Origin of the sequence: Paenibacillus sp. FSL R7-277 (assembly GCF_000517965.1) — a bacterium.
Classification (GTDB): domain Bacteria; phylum Bacillota; class Bacilli; order Paenibacillales; family Paenibacillaceae; genus Paenibacillus_AQ; species Paenibacillus_AQ silagei.
The window spans coordinates 80,768-100,441 of record NZ_ASPX01000055.1 but is presented as its reverse complement, the minus strand read 5'-3'; the positions used below and the strand labels follow the sequence as shown (position 1 = coordinate 100,441).

Annotated in this window: 20 protein-coding genes and 1 other annotated feature; of the genes, 16 read left to right on the top strand and 4 right to left on the bottom strand. The window is 45.4% G+C overall.

Features of this window, described 5'->3' with window-relative positions:
- The first annotated feature begins 315 nt into the window (after positions 1 to 315).
- Together C173_RS17395 and C173_RS17390 are read left to right on the top strand one after the other, a co-directional pair.
- Positions 316 to 1,158, top strand: a complete 843-nt coding sequence (locus tag C173_RS17395) for a M23 family metallopeptidase (RefSeq protein ID WP_036726820.1) — start codon at positions 316 to 318, stop codon at positions 1,156 to 1,158.
- Positions 1,159 to 1,235: 77 nt separating this feature from the next.
- The gene (locus C173_RS17390) at positions 1,236 to 1,913 is read left to right on the top strand and encodes an MBL fold metallo-hydrolase (RefSeq protein ID WP_036726812.1); all 678 of its coding nucleotides are present in this window, start codon (positions 1,236 to 1,238) and stop codon (positions 1,911 to 1,913) included.
- A 20-nt stretch (positions 1,914 to 1,933) separates the two neighbouring features.
- Here the strand turns inward: C173_RS17390 and C173_RS17385 are convergent, their stop codons facing one another.
- Together C173_RS17385 and lpdA are read right to left on the bottom strand one after the other, a co-directional pair.
- The gene (locus tag C173_RS17385; protein ID WP_036726811.1) at positions 1,934 to 2,497 is read right to left on the bottom strand and encodes a GNAT family N-acetyltransferase; all 564 of its coding nucleotides are present in this window, start codon (positions 2,495 to 2,497) and stop codon (positions 1,934 to 1,936) included.
- Positions 2,498 to 2,530: 33 nt separating this feature from the next.
- A complete protein-coding gene (gene lpdA, locus C173_RS17380) occupies positions 2,531 to 3,907 on the bottom strand; it encodes a dihydrolipoyl dehydrogenase (protein WP_036726810.1) in 1,377 nt (458 codons plus the stop codon).
- Positions 3,908 to 4,069: 162 nt separating this feature from the next.
- On the opposite strand from lpdA, the gene C173_RS17375 reads away from it, so the two are divergent.
- Positions 4,070 to 4,651: a TetR/AcrR family transcriptional regulator gene (locus tag C173_RS17375; RefSeq protein ID WP_036726808.1), complete on the top strand. Its 582-nt coding sequence runs from the start codon at positions 4,070 to 4,072 to the stop codon at positions 4,649 to 4,651.
- A gap of 53 nt (positions 4,652 to 4,704) precedes the next feature.
- Positions 4,705 to 4,948, top strand: a binding site (T-box leader).
- A 69-nt stretch (positions 4,949 to 5,017) separates the two neighbouring features.
- Entirely contained in the window at positions 5,018 to 6,883 is a 1,866-nt protein-coding gene (locus C173_RS17370) for an alanine--tRNA ligase (RefSeq protein ID WP_036726806.1), read from the top strand.
- A gap of 55 nt (positions 6,884 to 6,938) precedes the next feature.
- On the opposite strand, the gene C173_RS17365 is transcribed toward C173_RS17370, so the two are convergent.
- Positions 6,939 to 7,295 (bottom strand): winged helix-turn-helix transcriptional regulator, encoded by a 357-nt coding sequence (locus C173_RS17365; RefSeq protein WP_017688258.1) that lies wholly within the window; start codon positions 7,293 to 7,295, stop codon positions 6,939 to 6,941.
- 135 nt (positions 7,296 to 7,430) lie between these two features.
- On the opposite strand from C173_RS17365, the gene C173_RS17360 reads away from it, so the two are divergent.
- The 6 genes from C173_RS17360 (at position 7,431) to C173_RS17330 (ending at position 13,277) form a co-directional block, all read left to right on the top strand.
- Complete coding sequence (locus C173_RS17360; RefSeq protein ID WP_155991508.1) at positions 7,431 to 8,087, top strand: ABC transporter permease; 657 nt, start codon at positions 7,431 to 7,433, stop codon at positions 8,085 to 8,087.
- 11 nt (positions 8,088 to 8,098) lie between these two features.
- Entirely contained in the window at positions 8,099 to 9,004 is a 906-nt protein-coding gene (locus C173_RS17355; protein WP_036726805.1) for a glycine betaine ABC transporter substrate-binding protein, read from the top strand.
- A gap of 13 nt (positions 9,005 to 9,017) precedes the next feature.
- Complete coding sequence (locus C173_RS17350) at positions 9,018 to 9,788, top strand: ABC transporter ATP-binding protein (protein ID WP_036726803.1); 771 nt, start codon at positions 9,018 to 9,020, stop codon at positions 9,786 to 9,788.
- Entirely contained in the window at positions 9,785 to 10,411 is a 627-nt protein-coding gene (locus C173_RS17345) for an ABC transporter permease (RefSeq protein WP_036726801.1), read from the top strand. Before C173_RS17350 ends, C173_RS17345 begins: the two co-directional genes overlap by 4 nt.
- 3 nt (positions 10,412 to 10,414) lie before the next feature.
- Complete coding sequence (locus C173_RS17340) at positions 10,415 to 11,815, top strand: ester cyclase (RefSeq protein WP_063830920.1); 1,401 nt, start codon at positions 10,415 to 10,417, stop codon at positions 11,813 to 11,815.
- 613 nt (positions 11,816 to 12,428) lie between these two features.
- Positions 12,429 to 13,277 (top strand): hypothetical protein, encoded by an 849-nt coding sequence (locus C173_RS17330; RefSeq protein WP_051478129.1) that lies wholly within the window; start codon positions 12,429 to 12,431, stop codon positions 13,275 to 13,277.
- 227 nt (positions 13,278 to 13,504) lie between these two features.
- On the opposite strand, the gene C173_RS17325 is transcribed toward C173_RS17330, so the two are convergent.
- The gene (locus C173_RS17325) at positions 13,505 to 14,134 is read right to left on the bottom strand and encodes a FadR/GntR family transcriptional regulator (protein WP_235191929.1); all 630 of its coding nucleotides are present in this window, start codon (positions 14,132 to 14,134) and stop codon (positions 13,505 to 13,507) included.
- Between the two features lie 261 nt (positions 14,135 to 14,395).
- Between C173_RS17325 and C173_RS17320 the strand changes: the two genes are divergently transcribed.
- The 6 genes from C173_RS17320 to C173_RS17295 all read left to right on the top strand — a co-directional run bounded on the left by C173_RS17320 (position 14,396) and on the right by C173_RS17295 (position 19,663).
- Positions 14,396 to 15,352, top strand: coding sequence for a sugar kinase (locus tag C173_RS17320; RefSeq protein WP_036726794.1), 957 nt, complete (start codon positions 14,396 to 14,398; stop codon positions 15,350 to 15,352).
- 31 nt (positions 15,353 to 15,383) lie between these two features.
- Positions 15,384 to 16,055 (top strand): bifunctional 4-hydroxy-2-oxoglutarate aldolase/2-dehydro-3-deoxy-phosphogluconate aldolase, encoded by a 672-nt coding sequence (locus C173_RS17315; protein ID WP_036726792.1) that lies wholly within the window; start codon positions 15,384 to 15,386, stop codon positions 16,053 to 16,055.
- On the top strand, positions 16,052 to 17,200 hold the full coding sequence (gene dgoD, locus C173_RS17310) for a galactonate dehydratase (RefSeq protein WP_036726787.1): 1,149 nt from the start codon (positions 16,052 to 16,054) through the stop codon (positions 17,198 to 17,200). The genes C173_RS17315 and dgoD overlap by 4 nt, the downstream gene beginning before the upstream one ends.
- Before the next feature lie 148 nt (positions 17,201 to 17,348).
- Positions 17,349 to 17,804 carry a GNAT family N-acetyltransferase gene (locus C173_RS17305; protein ID WP_036726785.1) on the top strand — a complete coding sequence of 152 codons (456 nt, stop codon included), beginning with the start codon at positions 17,349 to 17,351 and terminating at the stop codon, positions 17,802 to 17,804.
- A gap of 2 nt (positions 17,805 to 17,806) precedes the next feature.
- Positions 17,807 to 18,616: an AraC family transcriptional regulator gene (locus C173_RS17300; RefSeq protein ID WP_036726783.1), complete on the top strand. Its 810-nt coding sequence runs from the start codon at positions 17,807 to 17,809 to the stop codon at positions 18,614 to 18,616.
- 75 nt (positions 18,617 to 18,691) lie between these two features.
- The gene (locus C173_RS17295; RefSeq protein ID WP_036726781.1) at positions 18,692 to 19,663 is read left to right on the top strand and encodes a proline dehydrogenase family protein; all 972 of its coding nucleotides are present in this window, start codon (positions 18,692 to 18,694) and stop codon (positions 19,661 to 19,663) included.
- The last annotated feature ends 11 nt before the right edge of the window (positions 19,664 to 19,674 follow it).

The following is a 19,674-nucleotide window of genomic DNA, read 5'->3' as shown; positions in this document are numbered from 1 at the left end:
TGGAGAGGTAGCCCGCCGCAAAGTTAAGATAGTCGTAAGAGTAAGTTAGACGGCAGATAAGATTGATGTCGTACACTGGACTGTAAAGATATCGTTCAAACAAAGGAGTGCAGGGAAATGACTAGAGGATATTCGAAAAGCTGGAAGGGGCTTGCCGCAGTTCTTGGTACGTGTGTGATGTTGTCTGCATGTGGTAATTCGGAAGCATCTAAACCACAAGAGAAATTACCGTTAGAACAGACATCCAGTCCAGCCCCAGCAGAGGAAGCTGCGAATGGAGCGGGGGAGGGCGCTAGGATTACACCTGACAATTTCATGGATACCTTAATAAAGGGATCGAAGGAGGACATCTACAAGCAGATGAGTCCGGAGCTACAGGAAATCATATCGCTGGACGAATTCAAGACGACTGCCGATAGCTTTATGGAAGGCACTGCTTCATGGGAGAAGGTTACCGAGTTTAAAATGAACCATCTGGTTGAAAGCTCATGGAAGGATCAGACGGGGACCAAGGGGATTCAAGCCTCTTTTGCCGAAAATCACCAGATTGCGGGACTGCTGATTCAGCCGCTGGAGACGCATGAAGCAACGGATAAGCCGATGACCAAGACTGCATTCCAGTTTCCGATGAAGGGCAAATGGTTTGTGTTCTGGGGCGGAAACGATGTGTTATCCAACTATCATTATGCTCATGAAACCCAGCGCTACGCACTCGACATTATCCGCACACAGGATGCTTCAAGCTATCAAGGTGAGGGGAAAAACAACGAGGACTATTATGCTTTTGGTGAACCGCTCTATGCAGCCGCAGATGGCAAGGTGGTTGAAGTCAAAAATGACATTCCGGATAACACGCCGGGCGTGATGAACGCTGAAGAACCGGCAGGGAATGTTGTGGTCATTGATCATGGAAACGGGGAGCACAGCATCACAGCACATCTCAAGAAAGGCAGTGTAGCCGTCAATAAAGGGGATAACGTTAAGCAGGGAGATCTCATCGGACATCTCGGTAATTCAGGGAACTCCAGTGAAGCACACTTGCATTTTCAGGTATCAGACGGGCCCGACATCTTCACTTCCCGTTCGGTTCAGATCCGCTGGGCCGATCAGAGTCAGAAGCTGACACGAGGGAATTCTTTTCAGGGACTGCCCGAATAGAGAGTGTAAAAAGTGTTGACTTTCGGCTTCCTATAAGTAATATAATATACCTACTTATAGGAAAGGATGATGAAGGAATGTCCCTGTCTCAGCCGAATACCGGAATTAAAGCGATAGAGCTGCAAATGGGATCATTTATTGTATACCCAACTTTGTTGTGGGATGAACGGAATCTTGTACTTGTTGATACTGGCATTCCCGGGCAATTGGATAAGATCCGTAAGTTACTTGAAACGGAAGGCTTTGGACTTGATCAGCTAACGCATATCATCATTACACATCAAGACAGCGATCACATTGGCAGTCTGCCGGAGCTTATTCAGGCAAGGGGGAACGAGGTGACGGTGCTCGCACATGAGGAGACTGTACCCTATTTGACGGGTGCGCTTCCGCTTATTAGAGGTACAACTTTTGCACCGTCCGTGCACGTTCATACAGCACTAAAGGATAGAGATATTCTGCCCCTGGCCGGCGGTATTCAAGTCGTCTTTACACCTGGACACACACCAGATCATATATCGCTATATCATATCCCAACTCAAACGTTAATTGCCGGCGATGCATTAAATTCAAAAGCTGGTAAGCTCCTGTCCTTTGACAACTATTACACGTTGGATCATCCTGCTGCGTTGAAGTCGATTGCCAAACTGCTAGAGCTGGATATTAAAAAAGTGATCACTTATCATGGTAACGAAGTTACGCATCGTATCAAGGAAAGTCTCCAGAAAATAGTAAATACAACAACTTCTATTTGACCTGAAAGTTTCTTTTGAAATCAGTTTTGTTTGTTAAGCCACTCCGATCGCAGCATTGCATATTGAAATTCATCTACCCAAATGCCTTTGGACATGTAATTTTCGAGCAGGTGTCCTTCACGTCTCATGCCTAAACGCTCTAGCACTTGAATCGATTTTGTGTTCCTTACATCGGTAAAAGCGATCAGCTTATGTTTATTTAGTAAGCCAAACACATAGTCAATCAGGACACGAAGCGCCTCATTCATGTATCCTTTTCCTTGATGCTCAGGTGCTAGAGTGAATCCTATCTCAACCATTCGGGGTTCATCTGCGAGTGTGTGGATGGCACAATCACCGATTAATTGATCTGACTCCGTTAGAGCAATTGCATATTGGAACCAAGTCCCGGGCTGATCCGGGGAATGTACTATTTGTCTGCTGATAAATGCTTCAGCTTCTTGAAGCGTATAATGATCCCAGGATTGAAAACGGGAAACCTCTGGATTCGTCCGGTATTGATAAAAAGAATGTACATCCTGCAAATCAAACTTTCGAATAACAAGCCGGTCGGAAACGCAATATACTTCGTTTGATTTCTCCATAAGTAAACCTCCTGCATCAATAATTTTCGTTTGTTACAATCTGCGATGGGCTTGTTCTGCGGCCTCCATGATGATTTCGCCTAACGTTGGATGCGGATGAATGGTCATGGCCATATCTTCTACCGTTGCTCCCATCTCAATCGCAAGGGATAGCTCAGATATAAGAGTAGATGCTTCAGCGCCTACAATCTGTGCACCTAATACAAGACCAGACGCAGCATGAGCGACGATTTTGACAAAGCCTTCGGTTTCTTTCAGAGCCAGCGCACGGCCATTAATAGAAAAAATAGATTTTCCAACGACAACAGGAATCGATTGTTGTTTACACGCCGTTTCGCTAAGACCAACGCTCGCAATCTCCGGGTGAGAGAACACAACCAGCGGAAGAGCTTTGTAGTCGATGACAGAGGGTTTACCCGCGATCGCTTCTGCTGCAATTTTTGCTTCATATGAAGCTTTATGAGCCAAGGCAGGGCCTTGAACAATATCTCCAATGGCATAGATATGCGGGATAGATGTTCTGCACTGCTTGTCAATCTTGATCAAGCCTTGTGGAGTAGGGGACAGACCTATATTTTCAAGACCCAAGGTTCCATCTGTGTTCGGTTTCCTGCCCACCGTAATTAACACATATTCAGCTTGAACAACATGGTGTTGATCCTGACGCATATAATGTAGATTGATGTGACTCGTATATTGGTCTGCTCCTGTAACCTTAGCTTCCGTTAAGATGGTTATCCCGTCCTGCTTCAGTTGACGAACGACAGGTGCGACAAGCTCTGCTTCAAATCCGGGTAAAATCTGTTCACCGCCCTCAAGCATCGTAACTGTGGTTCCAAATCTCGCAAACATCTGACCCAGTTCCACGCCAATATAACCGCCGCCAACTACAACAAGGCTCTTAGGAATACCGGCTAGCGATAGCGCCTCAGTGGATGAAAGAATCCGTCCGCCGAAAGGAAGAGCGCTGATTTCAATCGGACGGGAACCGGTTGCCAGGATGAGATGTTTGAAGCCTATTCGGCGCTCATTCTGTTCAGAGTGATGAATATCAACGGTATTCGCGTCTATCAAGCTGGCTTCTCCTTCGATAACTGTCACACCTGCTGTTTTAAGTAAAAACCGAACTCCTCCAGACTGCTTATCCACCACAGCTTGCTTAAACAACTGAGCCTCCTGAAAAGAAGAAGCTTCGTCAACAGTATACCAGTGTCTGCGCAAATGAATACGCTCCGCTTCAGCAATCAGCGCTTTGGAAGGAATACAGCCTACATGCGTACATACCCCTCCGATCTGGTGGCGCTCCACAATGAATGTTTTCATACCCAATTGTGACGAACGTAATGCGGCTACATAACCGCCAGGCCCCGATCCAATGACCAGGGTATCTACAGCTTCTAATGAGTTCATGATGAGTACCTCCAAATTAAAATATGATGATCGTAATATATTATAATCATCATATTTTAAAAGAGTCAACACTTCATAATAAATTGACATCAAATAATATGATAATTATAATATTTTAAAAACATTCATAAATACAGACTTATACAAAAGGGAGAGAGCAGGATGCCTTATCCGAAAGGACACAAGCTCAAAGTTCGAAGCCATATTATTAGCAGCGCAGCCAAAGCATTTCGCACCCACGGCGTGCGGAATATTAGTCTTCCACATATTATGAAAGGTGCTGGACTGACGCACGGAGGATTTTACTCCCATTTTGCAAATAAAGATCAGCTTGTGATGGAGACCTGTCATTTCGCAATTAGTGACACCATCGACACACTTCAGAGAATTGCAGACCAAAATAAAAATGAAGATCAGACGCCGATTGAGGCCGTCATTGATTTTTACTTAAGCCCTCTGCATCGGGATCAGATGGAAGCCGGTTGTATCTTACCTGCTTTATCAGGAGAGGTTGCCCAGCTACCGGAAAATATTAGGCAAGCGTACACACAAGAGCTGCAACGTTTCATCGCGTTTATTACAAATATGGCTGGGATCGATCCCTCTAATGGTTATGCGTTGGTGAGCAGTATGGTGGGTACTGTGGCACTGGCAAGGGCAGTTAGTGATGAGAAGTTCAGTGATGCTTTATTACAGGCAGGTCGTGTGCAGATCAAACAAATGGTAAGCGCCGGCACCAGGTAACTTTTTATTTGACGAAGTAAGTTGATTGTGCTAGCATAGCTTTAACTTAAAACGAAAAGGCTATGATGAGAAATAGTAGCTATTAGGGATCTCACAGAGAGAAGATGGTTGGTGCGAATCTTCATTGATCTAATAGTGAAGCAGTCTCGGAGCTGTGGACCGAACAGAGGAATCTTAGTAGGCTTCAACGGAGTTCCACCGTTATTCAGGAAACAGTATCGGAGCAATCCCGTACTGATAGAGCGCAGAGCAATCTGAAGTTAGGTGGTAACACGGACATAATCGTTCGCCCTAAGTTGACAAGAAACATGTCAGCTTAGGGCTTTTTTGTTTTAAGCATAACTAATATTTGATGGAGGTATTACAATGACACCAGATGAGTTGAGACAATCCTATGTTGATTTTATGAAAAGAATAGGGGCTAGCCAAGTGCCTTCTTCTAGCTTGTTACCGGAAAATGATCCCTCAACGTTGTTTACAGGAAGCGGCATGCAGCCGATGGTTCCCTATTTATTGGGGGAAAAGCATCCGATCGGCAATGAGATTGCTAATATTCAGAAGTGCTTAAGGACAGTGGATATTGATGAAGTAGGGGATACGTCGCATCTGACATTTTTTGAAATGATAGGCCGGTGGGAGTTCAAAGCAAATGAACATAACTATAAGCAAAAGCAAATCGATGCCATTTGGCATTGGCAGATCATCGAATTAGGAATGGATCCGGGCAGGCTGTATATCAGTGCTTTCGCAGGAAGTGACGAATTGAATATACCGAAAGATACGGAAGCCACTCAGCTCTGGTCAGCAAAATTCAAATCCGTCGGGATAGAACCCATCATTGAAGATGATCCCTGGCAATACGGGGCATCTAGAGGCGGGAAAATATTCTTATACGATGAAAAAGAAAACTGGTGGAGCCGGGCCGGAAGTCCTCTCCATATGCCAGTTGGTGAACCGGGTGGACCCGATAGTGAAATGTTTTATGATCTTGACCCAAGCGGTGATCCACTGGATCATCCTGCTTCTGAAAGCGACAGATTCCTGGAAATTGGGAACAACGTATTTATGTGTTACACAAAAGGAGAGACCGGATTCGTAAAAATGAAAAATCCCAATCTGGATTATGGAGGCGGATTAGAAAGGGTGGCTACAGCCCTTAACGGGGACAAGGATATTTATAATACGGCTTTCTTCCTTAATCCCAAGAACAAGTTGATGGAGCTAAGCGGTAAATCCTATGCTGACGATCTAAAGTCCTTTAGAATCATACTGGATCATGTGAGAGCGGCTACGTTTCTCATTAATGACGGTGCAGAGCCGGCAAATAGTGATGCAGGGTATATAACAAGAAGGCTATTAAGAAGGGCCATCCGTGCGGGTAAAAAAATAGGGATACAAGGAAGCTTTGTGGGTCAGTTGTCTGAAGTTTATATCGATGAAGCAACAGCTTATGAAGATTTGATCCGCAATAAAAAGAAAGTAATTGAAATCGTAAATAAGGAAGAAAGTCTTTTCTATAGAACATTACAGCAAGGAGAATTTGAAATACAGAAACATCTGAAGAATAAGGGTAAAGTTACGGGGGCAGATGCCTTTTACTTTTACGAAACCTATGGATTTCCCTTGGAGTTGACAGAAGAGTATTTAACTGAAAGTGGATATAGCATGGAGGACAAGGCGTCTTATACAGAAGCGGCAAAGAAACATACTGAAATGAGCAGAACTGCTTCTGCAGGTAAATTTAAAGGTGGCTTAGCTGAACATTCCGCAGAAACAACCGCGCTGCACACGGTATCTCATTTGCTACTTGCGGGGTTAAGGGAAGTTCTAGGTGATCATGTTCACCAACAAGGAAGTAATATTACTTCCGAACGATTACGGTTTGACTTCAACCATGATGAAAAACTTACCCCCGAGCAAATAGCTGAGGTGGAGAAGTATGTGAATGATGCAATTTCATCCAAAGCAGTTACCTCTATTTCAGAGCTGCCTAAACTTGAAGCGAAAGAAAGTAATGTGGAAGGAAACTTTTGGGATAAATATCCGGATATCGTTAAGGTGTATACCATCCAAGATCACGAAGGGAAAGTGTGGAGCCGGGAAGTATGTGGAGGGCCTCATGTAGAAGATACCACAAACTTAGGAACGTTCCGTATTGCAAAAGAACAATCTTCTGCTGCTGGAGTCAGAAGGATTAAAGGAGTAATTAAAGATAAAGCAATTCGGATTTAATCCGCATTGCTTTTTTACTGCTATTAGAAATATTGCAGAGAGTATCAATCTGACATCATTCACTCTGATGAATATCGTTCGGAAGTTCATCATTGAGTTTCTGGTACCCGAGTCCCCATGTTTCCATAGAGAATATAATTGGCTTCAGTGAATTTCCTAAGTCACTTAAGCTGTATTCGACTCTCGGAGGGACTTCTGCAAAAACAGTACGAATGACAATTCCATCCTCTTCCATTGAGCGTAAATTTTCAGTGAGAACCTTTTGACTGATCTCCGGGATACTTTTACGAAGTTCTCCGAATCGTTGAGTTCCCTTCAAAAGATCCCTCATAACCAATAGCTTCCACTTGTTACCTATCAATCCAACTGTCGTTGCGACGGGACACAACGGCAACTCTTTTTTTGAAATCACTACATTATCGCCTCCAATAGTTACTAATAGGTTCCTATATAACAAAAAGGTGCCTACTTTCAAAACCAATACATTGCTTATATTATAATTCTGTCGATGAAAAATCAAATGAAAATGATGAAAGGGGGAGGGAGTTTGAGAGAAAGTTTATGGATGCAACTGAGTGACTATTTTTCGAATCATATGTCAACGTTCTTGAATTCTTGGAAAGAGCATTTAGAGATCAGTTTATTGGCATTGATGATTTCTACACTTATAGGAATGATCTTAGGTACCTTATCAACTAAATACAGTCGTTCCGAAAAATGGATCATCTCGTTATTTCAAACATTACGAATCATTCCCAGCCTAGCAATCTTACTTCTGTTGCTTCCTATCATGGGTACTGGAATTAGGCCAGCCCTTGTCGCTCTCATTATTTTAGGAATCCCTCCAATCTTAATGAATACAGTATCCGGATTACAAAGTGTGTCCATGTCTTTACTTGAATCTGCACAAGGTGTAGGGATGTCTGAACGACAAATCAGATGGAAAATCCAATTTCCAGTGGCTGGACCATTGATTTTGACAGGGATTAAAACCGCTGCGATTGAAATTATCGCCAGCGCTACCTTGGCTGCCAAAATTGGAGCTGGTGGATTAGGAGAGATCATTTTTACCGGTTTAGGACTCAATCGAACGGATTTACTTTTAATTGGTGCTATCTCAGTAGCGATTCTGGCTATTGGGATAGGCTTCATTTTAGATGTGTCTGAACGTGTATTATTTAGATATAAATTCTTGCAAAGGTAGGGTTCACACAAATGAAAAAGAACATAAAGAAAAAATTAGTTTTAACCATTTCAATCACACTTGTTTTGTCCATAATGTTGAGCGCATGTGGTAATAAAACGAATAATCATGGATCGACAATACGAATTGGTTCAAAAGACTTTACTGAGAATTTAATTGTCGGGGAGCTATATGCTTTGGCTTTGGAGAACGCGGGATACCAAGTAGAGCGTGTTCCTAATATTGCGGGTTCTATCATTCATTCATCGATTGTTAATAACGATATCGATATGTATCCAGAGTACACAGGTACTGGGTTGTTGGCCGTATTACAGATGGATTTGATGACAGATCCGGATGAAGTGTATACAACAGTCAAGGAAGAGTACAAAAAGCAATTCAATATCACATGGCTCGATTATTCAAAAGCAAATGATGGAGCGGGTCTCGTTATTCGAACGGAAGTATCACAAAGATTAGGGATCAAGACCATTACTGACCTGCAAAAACATGCCGGGGAGATTCGATTTGCTTCCCAAGGAGAGGTGGACCAGCGCGCTGACGGTATTCCAGCACTGGAGAAAGTGTATGGCAAGCTCAATTGGAAATCATCCAAAGTATATGATAACAGTTTGAAATATGAAGTGCTTAGAAACAACGAGGCTGATGTTGCGCCCGCATATACCACTGAAGGTCAGTTGGTAAACAAAGACGAGTTTACTCTATTGGAAGATAACAAACAAGTATGGCCCCCTTATAACTTGGCGCCTGTTATCCGTGATAATGTGCTTTCAACGGATTCCGGCATCGCTGAAGTGATCAACAAGGTTAGCTCGGTATTGGATACAGACACCGTAACCGCACTAAACGCGAAAGTGGACGTAGACAAAGAAGAATATGAAGATGTGGCCAAAGAATTTTATGATTCCATTAAATAAGGATGGCGTTAACATGAATCCAACAGCAATCGAATTCCATGATGTGAGTAAAACATATTCAGATTCCAATGAATATGCAGTGGATCATGTGAACCTGTCGATAAGTGAAGGGGAGTTTATTACCATCCTCGGCTCCTCTGGATCAGGAAAAACAACTTTATTGAAGATGGTGAATCGGCTTAACGATCCTTCCCACGGAATTATTAAAATATTTGGGGAGGATATCGCTGGAGTTGATCCTGTAATACTTAGAAGGAAAATCGGCTATGTTATTCAGCAAGTAGGCTTGTTCCCCCACATCAATATTGAACAAAATATAGCTACCGTTCCTCGTCTTTTGAAATGGGACAAAAAGAAAATCGAAGATCGGGTACAAGAATTGTTAGCTTTGGTTGGATTAGATTCAGAGAACTTCAAACGACGTTATCCTTCACAATTGTCCGGAGGGCAGCAACAGAGAATCGGTCTTGCGCGAGCATTGGCAACCGATCCCAATATTATGCTGCTGGATGAACCCTTTGGGGCCTTGGACGCTATTACGCGCTTGAATCTCCAGGATGAACTCTTAAAGATTCATGGGGGAATGAAAAAAACCTTTTTGTTCGTGACTCATGATATTAATGAAGCATTCAAGCTAGGAACCAGAGTTGTGATTATGAATCAGGGTAAGGTTTGTCAATTCGATACCCCGAGAGAAATTATAACTCATCCTGCAGATGATTTTGTGTACTCACTCATTCAATCTTCGAAGGAGCAAGAACGCTTCTGGGGGAACTTAACATGATCAACTATGCCATTAAACATCCGGATAAGTTGGTACAAGCATTATTGGAGCATGTGGAGATCCTCATTCTGACCATGCTGCTCTCTGTGCTCATTGCCATCGTTTTAACCATCTTAGCTCTGGCCTCTGATAAGGTATCTAGATCACTCATTTACATGTTTTCAATTTTGTATTCTATTCCGAGCTTGGCTTTGTTTGCAATCATGATCCCTGTGACCGGATTGGGGAAAACGACAGCCATTACCGTGCTCATTGCTTATAACCAATATATCCTTCTACGTCAGTTCACTGCAGCTTTGAATCATGTTGAACTATCTGTTATTGAAGCTGCTACAGGGGTCGGTATGAGCCGATTTCAGATCTTACTTCAAGTTCAGGTACCCTTAGCAATCAAGCCTCTGTTTGCAGGCCTTCGACTTGCTTCGGTAACAACCATTGGCATGGCAACCATCGCTGCCTTCATTAATGCAGGAGGGCTAGGTACGATATTAAATGATGGATTACGGACCATGAATATCGATAAGATTTTGTGGGGGGGCTTATTGTCAGCAGGACTTGCCATTGTGACGAACGCAATATTCATGCTGTTTGAGAAACGAATCCATTTGAGATCGGAGAAATAAATAATGAAGGCAGTTGTATTGGAAAGGGTCTGTACCCCACAAGAACTACAGATCACTGAAGTACCTATTCCTATAGTCAAACCTGGGTGGGTACTTGTAAAAATCAGGGCGTTTGGAATAAATCGCTCGGAAATGTTTACTAGACAGGGGCATTCACCGTCCGTTCAATTTCCGCGTATTATGGGGATCGAATGCGTAGGGGAGATTGAAGACCCTTCTGATAGCACATTTATAAAGGGAACAGCCGTCGCTTCATTAATGGGAGGGTTAGGCCGTGCATTTGACGGAAGTTATGCTGAATATGCACTTATACCTTCGGACCAGGTGTATCCTATTCCTAGGGATATGAAATGGACTGAACTTGCAGCGATACCGGAAATGTATTATACCGCGTATGCATCCTTATTTGAATGTCTTCAATTGACTTCAGGAGAGATGCTGCTTATTCGTGGTGGGACAAGTTCCGTAGGCTTAGCAGCACTTCAGCTAGCTAAGAGTGTAGGAGCAACAGTCATATCAACGACTCGAGACAAAGAGAAATTTGCACTTCTCCAACAAGCTGGAGCAGACTATGCACTGCTCGATAATGAGCATTTGAGAGAACAGGTGTATGCTATTGCTCCAAATGGGGTAAACAAGGTTCTAGAGTTGGTTGGTACACCAACTGTAAAGGAGTCCTTGCAATTCATCTCAGAACGAGGGATATGTTGCATGTCAGGAATATTAGGAAATGAATGGACTCTTGATGCCTTTGAACCTTTAGTGGATATACCCACAGGTGTGTATTTTACAGCGTTCACCAGTGAAGTTATCAAAGAAAGTACACTGATCTCTTTATTTGAGCATCTCCAAAAATATGGTATAGTCCCACCTATTGCCCGAGTCTTTACACTCGAGGAGATTGGAGAGGCACATCTTTTAATGGAAAGTAACACCGCAAACGGTAAGATCGTTATATCTTACGAAATAGAAAGGGGTTTAAATATGACGATTACAGAAAACAAACAATTGATGCATCGTTTCACGAACTTCATTAATACGGCAAGCAAGGAACTTGCTGAAGAATTGATTTCTCCAGATGCTGTTTTTTATGTACCTATGCAAAAAGAACCAATGAATGGTCCAAATGGTTATCTCTCCATAATTCATATGATGAGATCTGGTTTTTCCGATATACAATGGACTGTTAAGGAGCTGGTAGCAGAAGAGGATCTAATAGCAGCTCATTTTGTCATGAAGGGCACACAAGACGGAGTTTTTCTCGGGTTTCCACCAACAGGAAAGAAAATTGAAGTAAATGCAATGAATTTTTATCGGATCTCTAATGGCCAAATTATTGAAGAGTATGGTCAACCCGATATGCTTGGCTTGCTCCAACAAATAGGGGCAATTCCAAAAGCATAATTATATCACCACTTGTAAATAAATGAATTAATCTCAGAAAATGCTGCTATTAAAAGCGGCATTTTTTTGATTTCTAATTTACTTTTTAAACATTTAAATTTACAAAGAAGGTGTAGGAGACAAACAACAATCAGATTGGAATTTTTTACAGGCAGCACAGGGCGTTGACGATTGGTATTATGCTGGTTCTAACCACCGTAGCTTTCGAGGGGCTGGCTAATACGACATGGACTTGAGGGCATTCAAACAGCCCATGTTTACGTTTGGCACTGTTATGCTTATGATTGCCATAATGTTGATGATGTCAGCCATGATTATTAAAAGCAACTCCTTAGAATTTGTTTTTTGTCAGAAGACAAGAACATGGTACTATTTCCGATTTGATAAACATCTAAATATAACGTCAGGTGAAGGCAGCAGTTGGAGAAAATCTGGAGCTTGCAGATTGAAGCTGAAGAGACAGGAGATTGAAATCTTTGAAACCTGCGCAAGTTGCAGGTTTTTTTCGGTTGAGAGGAGCGAATGGCAATTTAAGAGCCAACAAATTAATTGACCACAGGATGGAAAAGACTTATTATTTCTATAAAATGGTCTGTAAGGAGTGAAATAGGAGTTGTTGGAACTTGATGGTATGGATGCCGACTCTTTAATAGCTATGCTAAAAGCTTCATTCACCTTAGACAATTTTACAGCAATGATAGATATATCTGACAAACTTATGGGAATGATCGCAGTAATACATGCTACAGCCCCCAAGGGATTTGAGGGCCAGAGGTTAAAGCGTTCTATAGTGTATTACTTTGGGTTTAGTCTTTGTGCAAAGGGCATTGCTCTCCAAAAACTTGGCGATTACAAAAACGCCCGACAGTGCATAGAAAAGTATTCAGATTTGAGCTGGGTTCAACTTGAAGATGAGGAATCATTGGCAGAAATTGAATATTACAAGAGTACAGCTAGAGCAAACACCTTCGTTCTTGACTTACTTGAGGGAAAGGAGGAAGTATTGCCTGAATACGTGAAATTTTTAAAGATGGGTGCAAGGGAAGAATTGACCGCCGGGTTGCTAAATATCTTGGACTCCGCTTTAAGATACAACTACCAGGTGGACTGGGCATTGGAAGAACTGCAAAGTGACGTTGAGAAACCTGATGATACTTCACCTGCTGTAGATGTTAGGTACTACATAGAATACATTCACCTATTATCAATTTATTGGTTTATACGGGGGAAGTCAGCCATTGCAATAAACCTAACACTGGAAAATATCATATTAAGTGGTAAACTATTTGATAGAGCAGGTTTTAGAAAAGCTATTGCTTTTTATGAGCTTGTTAGAGCTAAGGCCAATATTTCACAGCTACAAGAGTATCATGCAATTATGCGAAATATTTTAGAAGGGGAGTTCAATGATGAAAATGTTGAAAAAGAAGCTTTTATTATTGACAACCGTATTGCTGATTAGCTCATTAACCATTTTGACTGCCGCAAGTGCCGAAGATGTCACTTCATTTCAGTCCACAACAGTAACAACCAATAGCCACGGCATGGGCCACTGATTTGTCTGAGATGAATTAATTTCTATCTTTATTAAGGAAAGACTCTATCGTCAAGGTAGAGTCTTTTTAATTGTTCAATAGAGCAATCCAGGTCTTTTAAAGACTCTGGGTTTCTTTTGTATTCTGATAGAATCTACTGCTTAAGAGTAGTCAGCATACTCTGAATATGGCTTTCCATTAGCTGCCTGGCTGTTTCGCTTTGCCGCTCCTCAATGGCAATGGCGATCAGAACATGGTAATTGGAAGCCTTGGTCCGCATATTGGGCAGCGTATTGGTCTGCTTGCGTCCTTCGGCCAGCAAGGGAAGAATCGAATGGAGCATCCGAGCCACCACCGGATTGGCTGCCCCTTCGGCGATTAACTGATGAAAGGCGAGGTCGGTCTCGAAGAAGGAGCCGCCTTCCTCCATTTGCTGCACCATACGATCTGCCAGTACCCGCAGCCGGCGGATCTGATCCTGATCGGCCCGCTTCGCGGCTAAAGCGGCAAGTTCAGGCTCAATGAGCAATCTGGCTTCCAAAAGATCCACGATCGAAATGTTGTCTAATTCCTCTAAGGCGACCGCCGGATCATCCAGCAGCAGCGGATCATTCCGCACATACATTCCGCGCCCGTGCTCAATGCTGACATTCCCCTGACTCTCTAATATCCGCAGCGCCTCACGTACTGTAGTGACACTAACAGAGAAATCAACAGCCAGCTGCTGAAGAGTAGGGAGCCGGTCTCCCGGAGCCCATTCCCCACCTATAATTTTCTGCTTCATAAGCTCTATTGTAGCTTGAAACGCGGTTTGTTTATTCTGTTTCATAATTAGCCGTCCCTTTGACTTGGAATACATTCATTCTAGCATATGAGCTTCGTGACAATAAACAGATACGTCTGACCATTGATTTAGTATTGACTGGCGAAGAGCAAGATAATATGATCATACCGTAAAGATCATATCTATATTGAAAGAAAAATGATAAAGATACGATCTTTGCAAGGAGACTCAATTAGTGAAACAGCAGAAGGAGGAGGGGCAATGGAGGTCGTAACCTTTGGGGAAACCATGGTACTACTGGCACCGGACCGGATGGTTCCCCTGGAGTATGTGAATGGTTTTCACAAGCATGTTGCAGGAGCTGAGACCAATGTGGCCATTGGACTTGCCCGAATGGGGCATACCACAGGCTGGTTCAGCAAGCTCGGAAATGATCCATTTGGACGGTATATCAGGCAGTTCGTAAGAGGACATGGCGTTGATACTTCCGAAGTCAGGGTTACAGATGAAGCGCCGACGGGAGTGTTCTTCAAAGAACAAATATCCCCGGACCAAATACAGGTGTACTACTACCGCAAACAATCGGCGGCCAGCCTGATGCAAGCGGAGGAGCTTAATGAGGCTTATGTTGGAGGTGCCCGCATCCTGCATGTTACGGGTATTACTCCGGCGCTTAGCCATGAGTGCAGGAGATTAACCTTTCGTGCCCTGGAAGCGGCAAAAAAACACGGTACAACCATTGTATTTGATCCCAATATCCGCTGGAAGCTGTGGAACAGAGATGAGGCTTATCGTGTTCTTAACGAAATCGCGGCTCTTGCCGACTACGTGCTCCCCGGTATGGACGAGGGACAGTTCCTGACAGGATGTAGTGACCCTACAGAGATCGCAGACCGGTTGCAGAAAGCCGGTGCCGGCGCTGCCGTTATCAAGCTCGGCGCGGACGGTGCTTATTACAGTAACGGACGAATCTCTGGAACTGAGCCAGGGTTTCCCGTGAAGAGACTCATTGATCCGATGGGTGCCGGAGACGCTTTTGCCGCAGGGTTTATAAGCGGATTGCTGCTTGGGGAGGAGCTACCTTCTGCCGTGCGGCGCGGCAACGCTGTAGGTTCCATTGTTGTCGGGGTAAGCGGCGATGTGGAAGGTCTGCCGGCCCGGCAGGATGTGGATCTTCTCCTGGCAGGGGAAACTGGCATGGAGGATATTATCCGGTAAGTGAGGCACATTCCCAAGGAGGAGGAAGGACATGGACAAAGAAACGCAAATTGAGCAGCTGATAACCTCCGGTCTGGTCGCCGTTATCCGCAGACCACCGCCTGAACGGGTTGAGCACATTGCTGCGGCACTGGCAGAAGGCGGGGTCGGGGCGCTGGAGATTACAGCCGATACCCCGGAAGTATATCGGCTGATCACAGACATGAAGGCGAAATACGGAAATCGCCTGCTGGTGGGGGCGGGTACCGTACTGAAGCTGGCGCAGGCCGAGCAGGCAATCGCGGCAGGAGCCGATTTTATTTTCTCCCCCAATTTGAATGAGGCGATTGTAGAACTGACCTTACAGCACGGGCGAATCTCGATTCCAGGTGTAATGACACCGACCGAAGCAGTCAGAGGACATGAAGCGGGCGCAGACCTGCTTAAGGTCTTCCCGGGCGGTTCACTCGGTGCCTCCTACATCAAGGAACTGCAGGGGCCCCTTGGCCACATCCGGATGATGCCGACAGGAGGCGTGACCCTTGCGAATGTAGGAGCCTTCATTGCCGCCGGAGCTGTTGCCGTCGGTCTTGGAAGCGCTCTCGTCGACCGGGAAGCAGTGGAGCAGGGCGACTATGGGAAGATCACAGAGATGGCCCGCTATTTCGCCGAGGAAGTCCGCAAGGCCAGAATGAACAACACCAAAGGAGCAAAAAAACTATGAAAATCACCGGATTTGAGACCTTTATCGTTCCTCCCCGCTGGCTGTTTCTGAAGATTGAAACCGATGAAGGGATATCCGGCTGGGGGGAGCCAGTGGTCGAAGGCAAGGCACATACGGTGCAGACCGCGGTAGAAGAGCTGATGGACTATTTGATTGGGCAGGACCCCCAGCGGATTGAAGATCTATGGCAGCTCATGTACCGGGGAGGATTCTATCGTGGCGGGGCTATTCTGATGAGTGCGATAGCGGGGATCGATCAGGCGTTATGGGATATTAAAGGGAAAATCTACAATGCGCCTGTGTACCAGCTGCTGGGCGGCGCTTGCCGCAATTCCATGCGGGTGTACTCCTGGGTAGGCGGAGACCGCCCCATCGATGTTGTCAAGGCGGCTCTGGAGAAGAAGGCCGCCGGGTTCACGGCGATTAAGATGAATGCCTCGGAAGAGATGCAGTTCATTGATACCCATGACAAGATTTATGCTATCGTCGAGCGGGTCGCCGCCATTAGGGAGGCCTGCGGACCGGAATTCGGGATTGCTGTTGATTTTCACGGACGGCTTCACAAACCGATGGCACGGGGACTGGCCAGAGAGCTGGACCCCTACCGTCTAATGTTCATAGAAGAGCCGGTGTTGCCGGAGAACAACGAAGTTCTGCGGGAGATCGCACATCATACCAGCACTCCGATCGCCACGGGTGAGCGTATGTACTCGCGCTGGGAATTCAAAAATCTGCTGAAGGATGGGGTGGTTGACATTATTCAGCCCGACTTGTCCCATGCAGGAGGGATCACGGAATGTAAGAAAATATTTGCCATGGCCGAGGCGTTCGATGTCGCGGTCGCTCCGCATTGCCCGCTTGGGCCGATCGCCCTGGCCGCCTGTCTTCAGGTGGATGCAACGTCTTACAATGCAGTTATTCAGGAACAAAGCCTGGGCATCCATTATAATCAGGGCAATGACCTGCTGGATTATATCACCGATCCGTCCGTCTTTGCCTACAGTGACGGGCATGTCCATATTCCTTCCGGACCGGGCCTTGGCATTACTGTGAACGAGGAGTATGTGCGGAAGATGGCGGAGGACGGCCACCGCTGGAGAAATCCGGTATGGCGTCATCGGGACGGCAGCATTGCTGAGTGGTAAGGTTAAGCATTTATAGTCCCATTGAAGTCGCTAATTTAGCGGCTTTTTTATTTTAGATGTTGTCAGAAAACCTACCATGGGAGTAATATGAAATACAGAATATTAACAGGTATAATTCATACCTAACATTAACGTAGGAGTGGTTGCAGTGAAAATTCTTGTAGATGATTTGAGCGGGGCACAAGTGATTGGATTAATTGCAGAGCATCTGCAAGGAATGGCAGAGGACTCTCCGCCAGAGAGCATTCATGCCCTTAATCTGGACGGGTTGAAGCAGCCGGAAATTACCTTCTGGTGCGCTTGGGAGGATGAAGAGCTTCTGGGCTGCGGGGCGATCAAGGAATTGGACAAAGAACATGCTGAGCTCAAATCGATGCGGACCGCTAAAAGGCATTTGCGCAAAGGTGTAGCCAGAAAAATTCTTGCTCATATTATTGAAGTAGCCATAAGCCGCGGATATAAACGGATCAGTCTGGAGACTGGCTCCATGGATTCATTCATCCCCGCACGCAAGCTGTATGAAGATTTCGGCTTCACGTATTGTGAGCCATTTGCAGATTATATCCCAGATCCGAATAGTAGTTTTATGACGAAGGAACTGTAGTCATGCCTGAAGTTACGTTTTACCGGGATGAAGCGCTTCCCTTTCTGGAGGGGAAGCACTGTACGGCGGACGATCTAGCCTACCATAGACATTTTCACGAAGAATATTCGGTCGGGCTCATAGATGCAGGCCACACGAACGCTTGGTGCGACGGTGAACAGATTCAGGTGGAAGCGGGTAGGATGATCAGTTTTCCGCCGATGATGCTGCATGCCTGCCATCCGGCACCGGACGTGGAATGGCGCTATAAGATGTTGTTTATCCACCCCGACTGGCTGCACAAGCTTGGACCGGGGGAGCTTAATCGGCTGCACATCCCGTTCTTGCTGGGCGGAGGCAAGAATGAAGCGTGCCGCAAACGATTAAATCATACGATGGGTGCGCTCGCAGGCAACGGTACTCCGCTTGAAACCGAGACGGCTCTCATTGAACTGGTGCAAGCTTTGGTTGACCCTAACGAGAATGACCTGGGGCACACAGGCTCATCAGGTGTTCAGGAGCAAAAATACGTGAAGCGGATCAAAGACTACTTACAGGCGAATTTTACCGGGCAGGTCACGCTTGAGCAATTGGAACAGGAAGCCGGAATCAGCCGCTTTCATCTGATCCGGCTCTTCAAGAAAGGGAGCCATCTGCCCCCTCACGCCTATCAAAACCTGCTGCGCATCAATCATGCCAAAATCCAGCTGGCGAAGCAACGTCCTATCGTTGATATCGCGGCAGAGGCAGGTTATTATGACCAAAGCCATTTTACCAAGGCTTTCTTGAAAATTGTAGGGGCAACGCCCAGGCAATATGCGATGTCGATTTAGAAGAGCAATTTTTTACAAGATTACATCCTTCTGCGCAAGTACACTTGAAATACTTGTAGAAGGGGGAAACGTAATATGCATGATAACAAAGACTGGGAACAGCAAGCGGCAGACGCATTAAAGTCGGTCGCCAGACGAATGGATATCAAGGCTTATGTGGAGCAATCGCCATTGCTATACGAGCTTCTGAAAAAGGCTGCTTTACAGTATGTAACAGGCGACTCCCGTAAAGACGGGCTTGAAGCGGGGCAGAGGCTTACTGCCAAAGGCTATGCCATTTCGCTAGAGTACATTGGCGAGAATACGGTAAATGCCGAGGAATGCGAGGCGGCCGCTCTGGAAATAACAGCGCTAATCGATGATCTCAATGAACAGGGGGCATCCGCCCGCGTATCCTTCGATTTGTCGCATATCGGATTAACACTGGATACCGAGCTTGCTTATACGAACTTGGTCAAATTAGCGGAACGAGCGCAGGGAACAGAATTGGAGCTATTCATCAGCATGGAAGAGTCCGCTAAGACAGAGCAGATCCTCGAGGTATACAAGCGGGCCGTGTCCATTTATCCGAATATCGGCATTACGCTGCAGGCGCATTTACATCGGACGCCGGATGATTTGGCCGCGCTATCCGCTTCGCCAGGCCGGATACGAATCGTGAAAGGCGCCTATCAGGAGTCGGATGAGGTCGCGATACCCCGATCCGAATCGCTGAATGAGCGGTATTTGCAGCTAGTGGGACAGGCGCTCGGAGACGGACACCGGGTTTCAGTTGCTACGCATGATGAGCGCATCATAGAGGAAGTGATACAGCGGGGTCTATTGACGGAGCGTGGCGCGAGGCTGGAGATGCTGTACGGCATCCGGTCGGAGCTGGGCAGCAGGCTGAAATCAGCCGGTTATCCGGTTCAGATCTATTTGACCTATGGCCATGAGTGGTACTTGTACCTATGCCACCGGATCGCCGAATATCCACCGAATCTGTACCGGGCAGTTGCAAATATAGCCGATTCGCAGCGCGTTGATCCTGTGGAGGCATATGATTGAACCAATTGTGA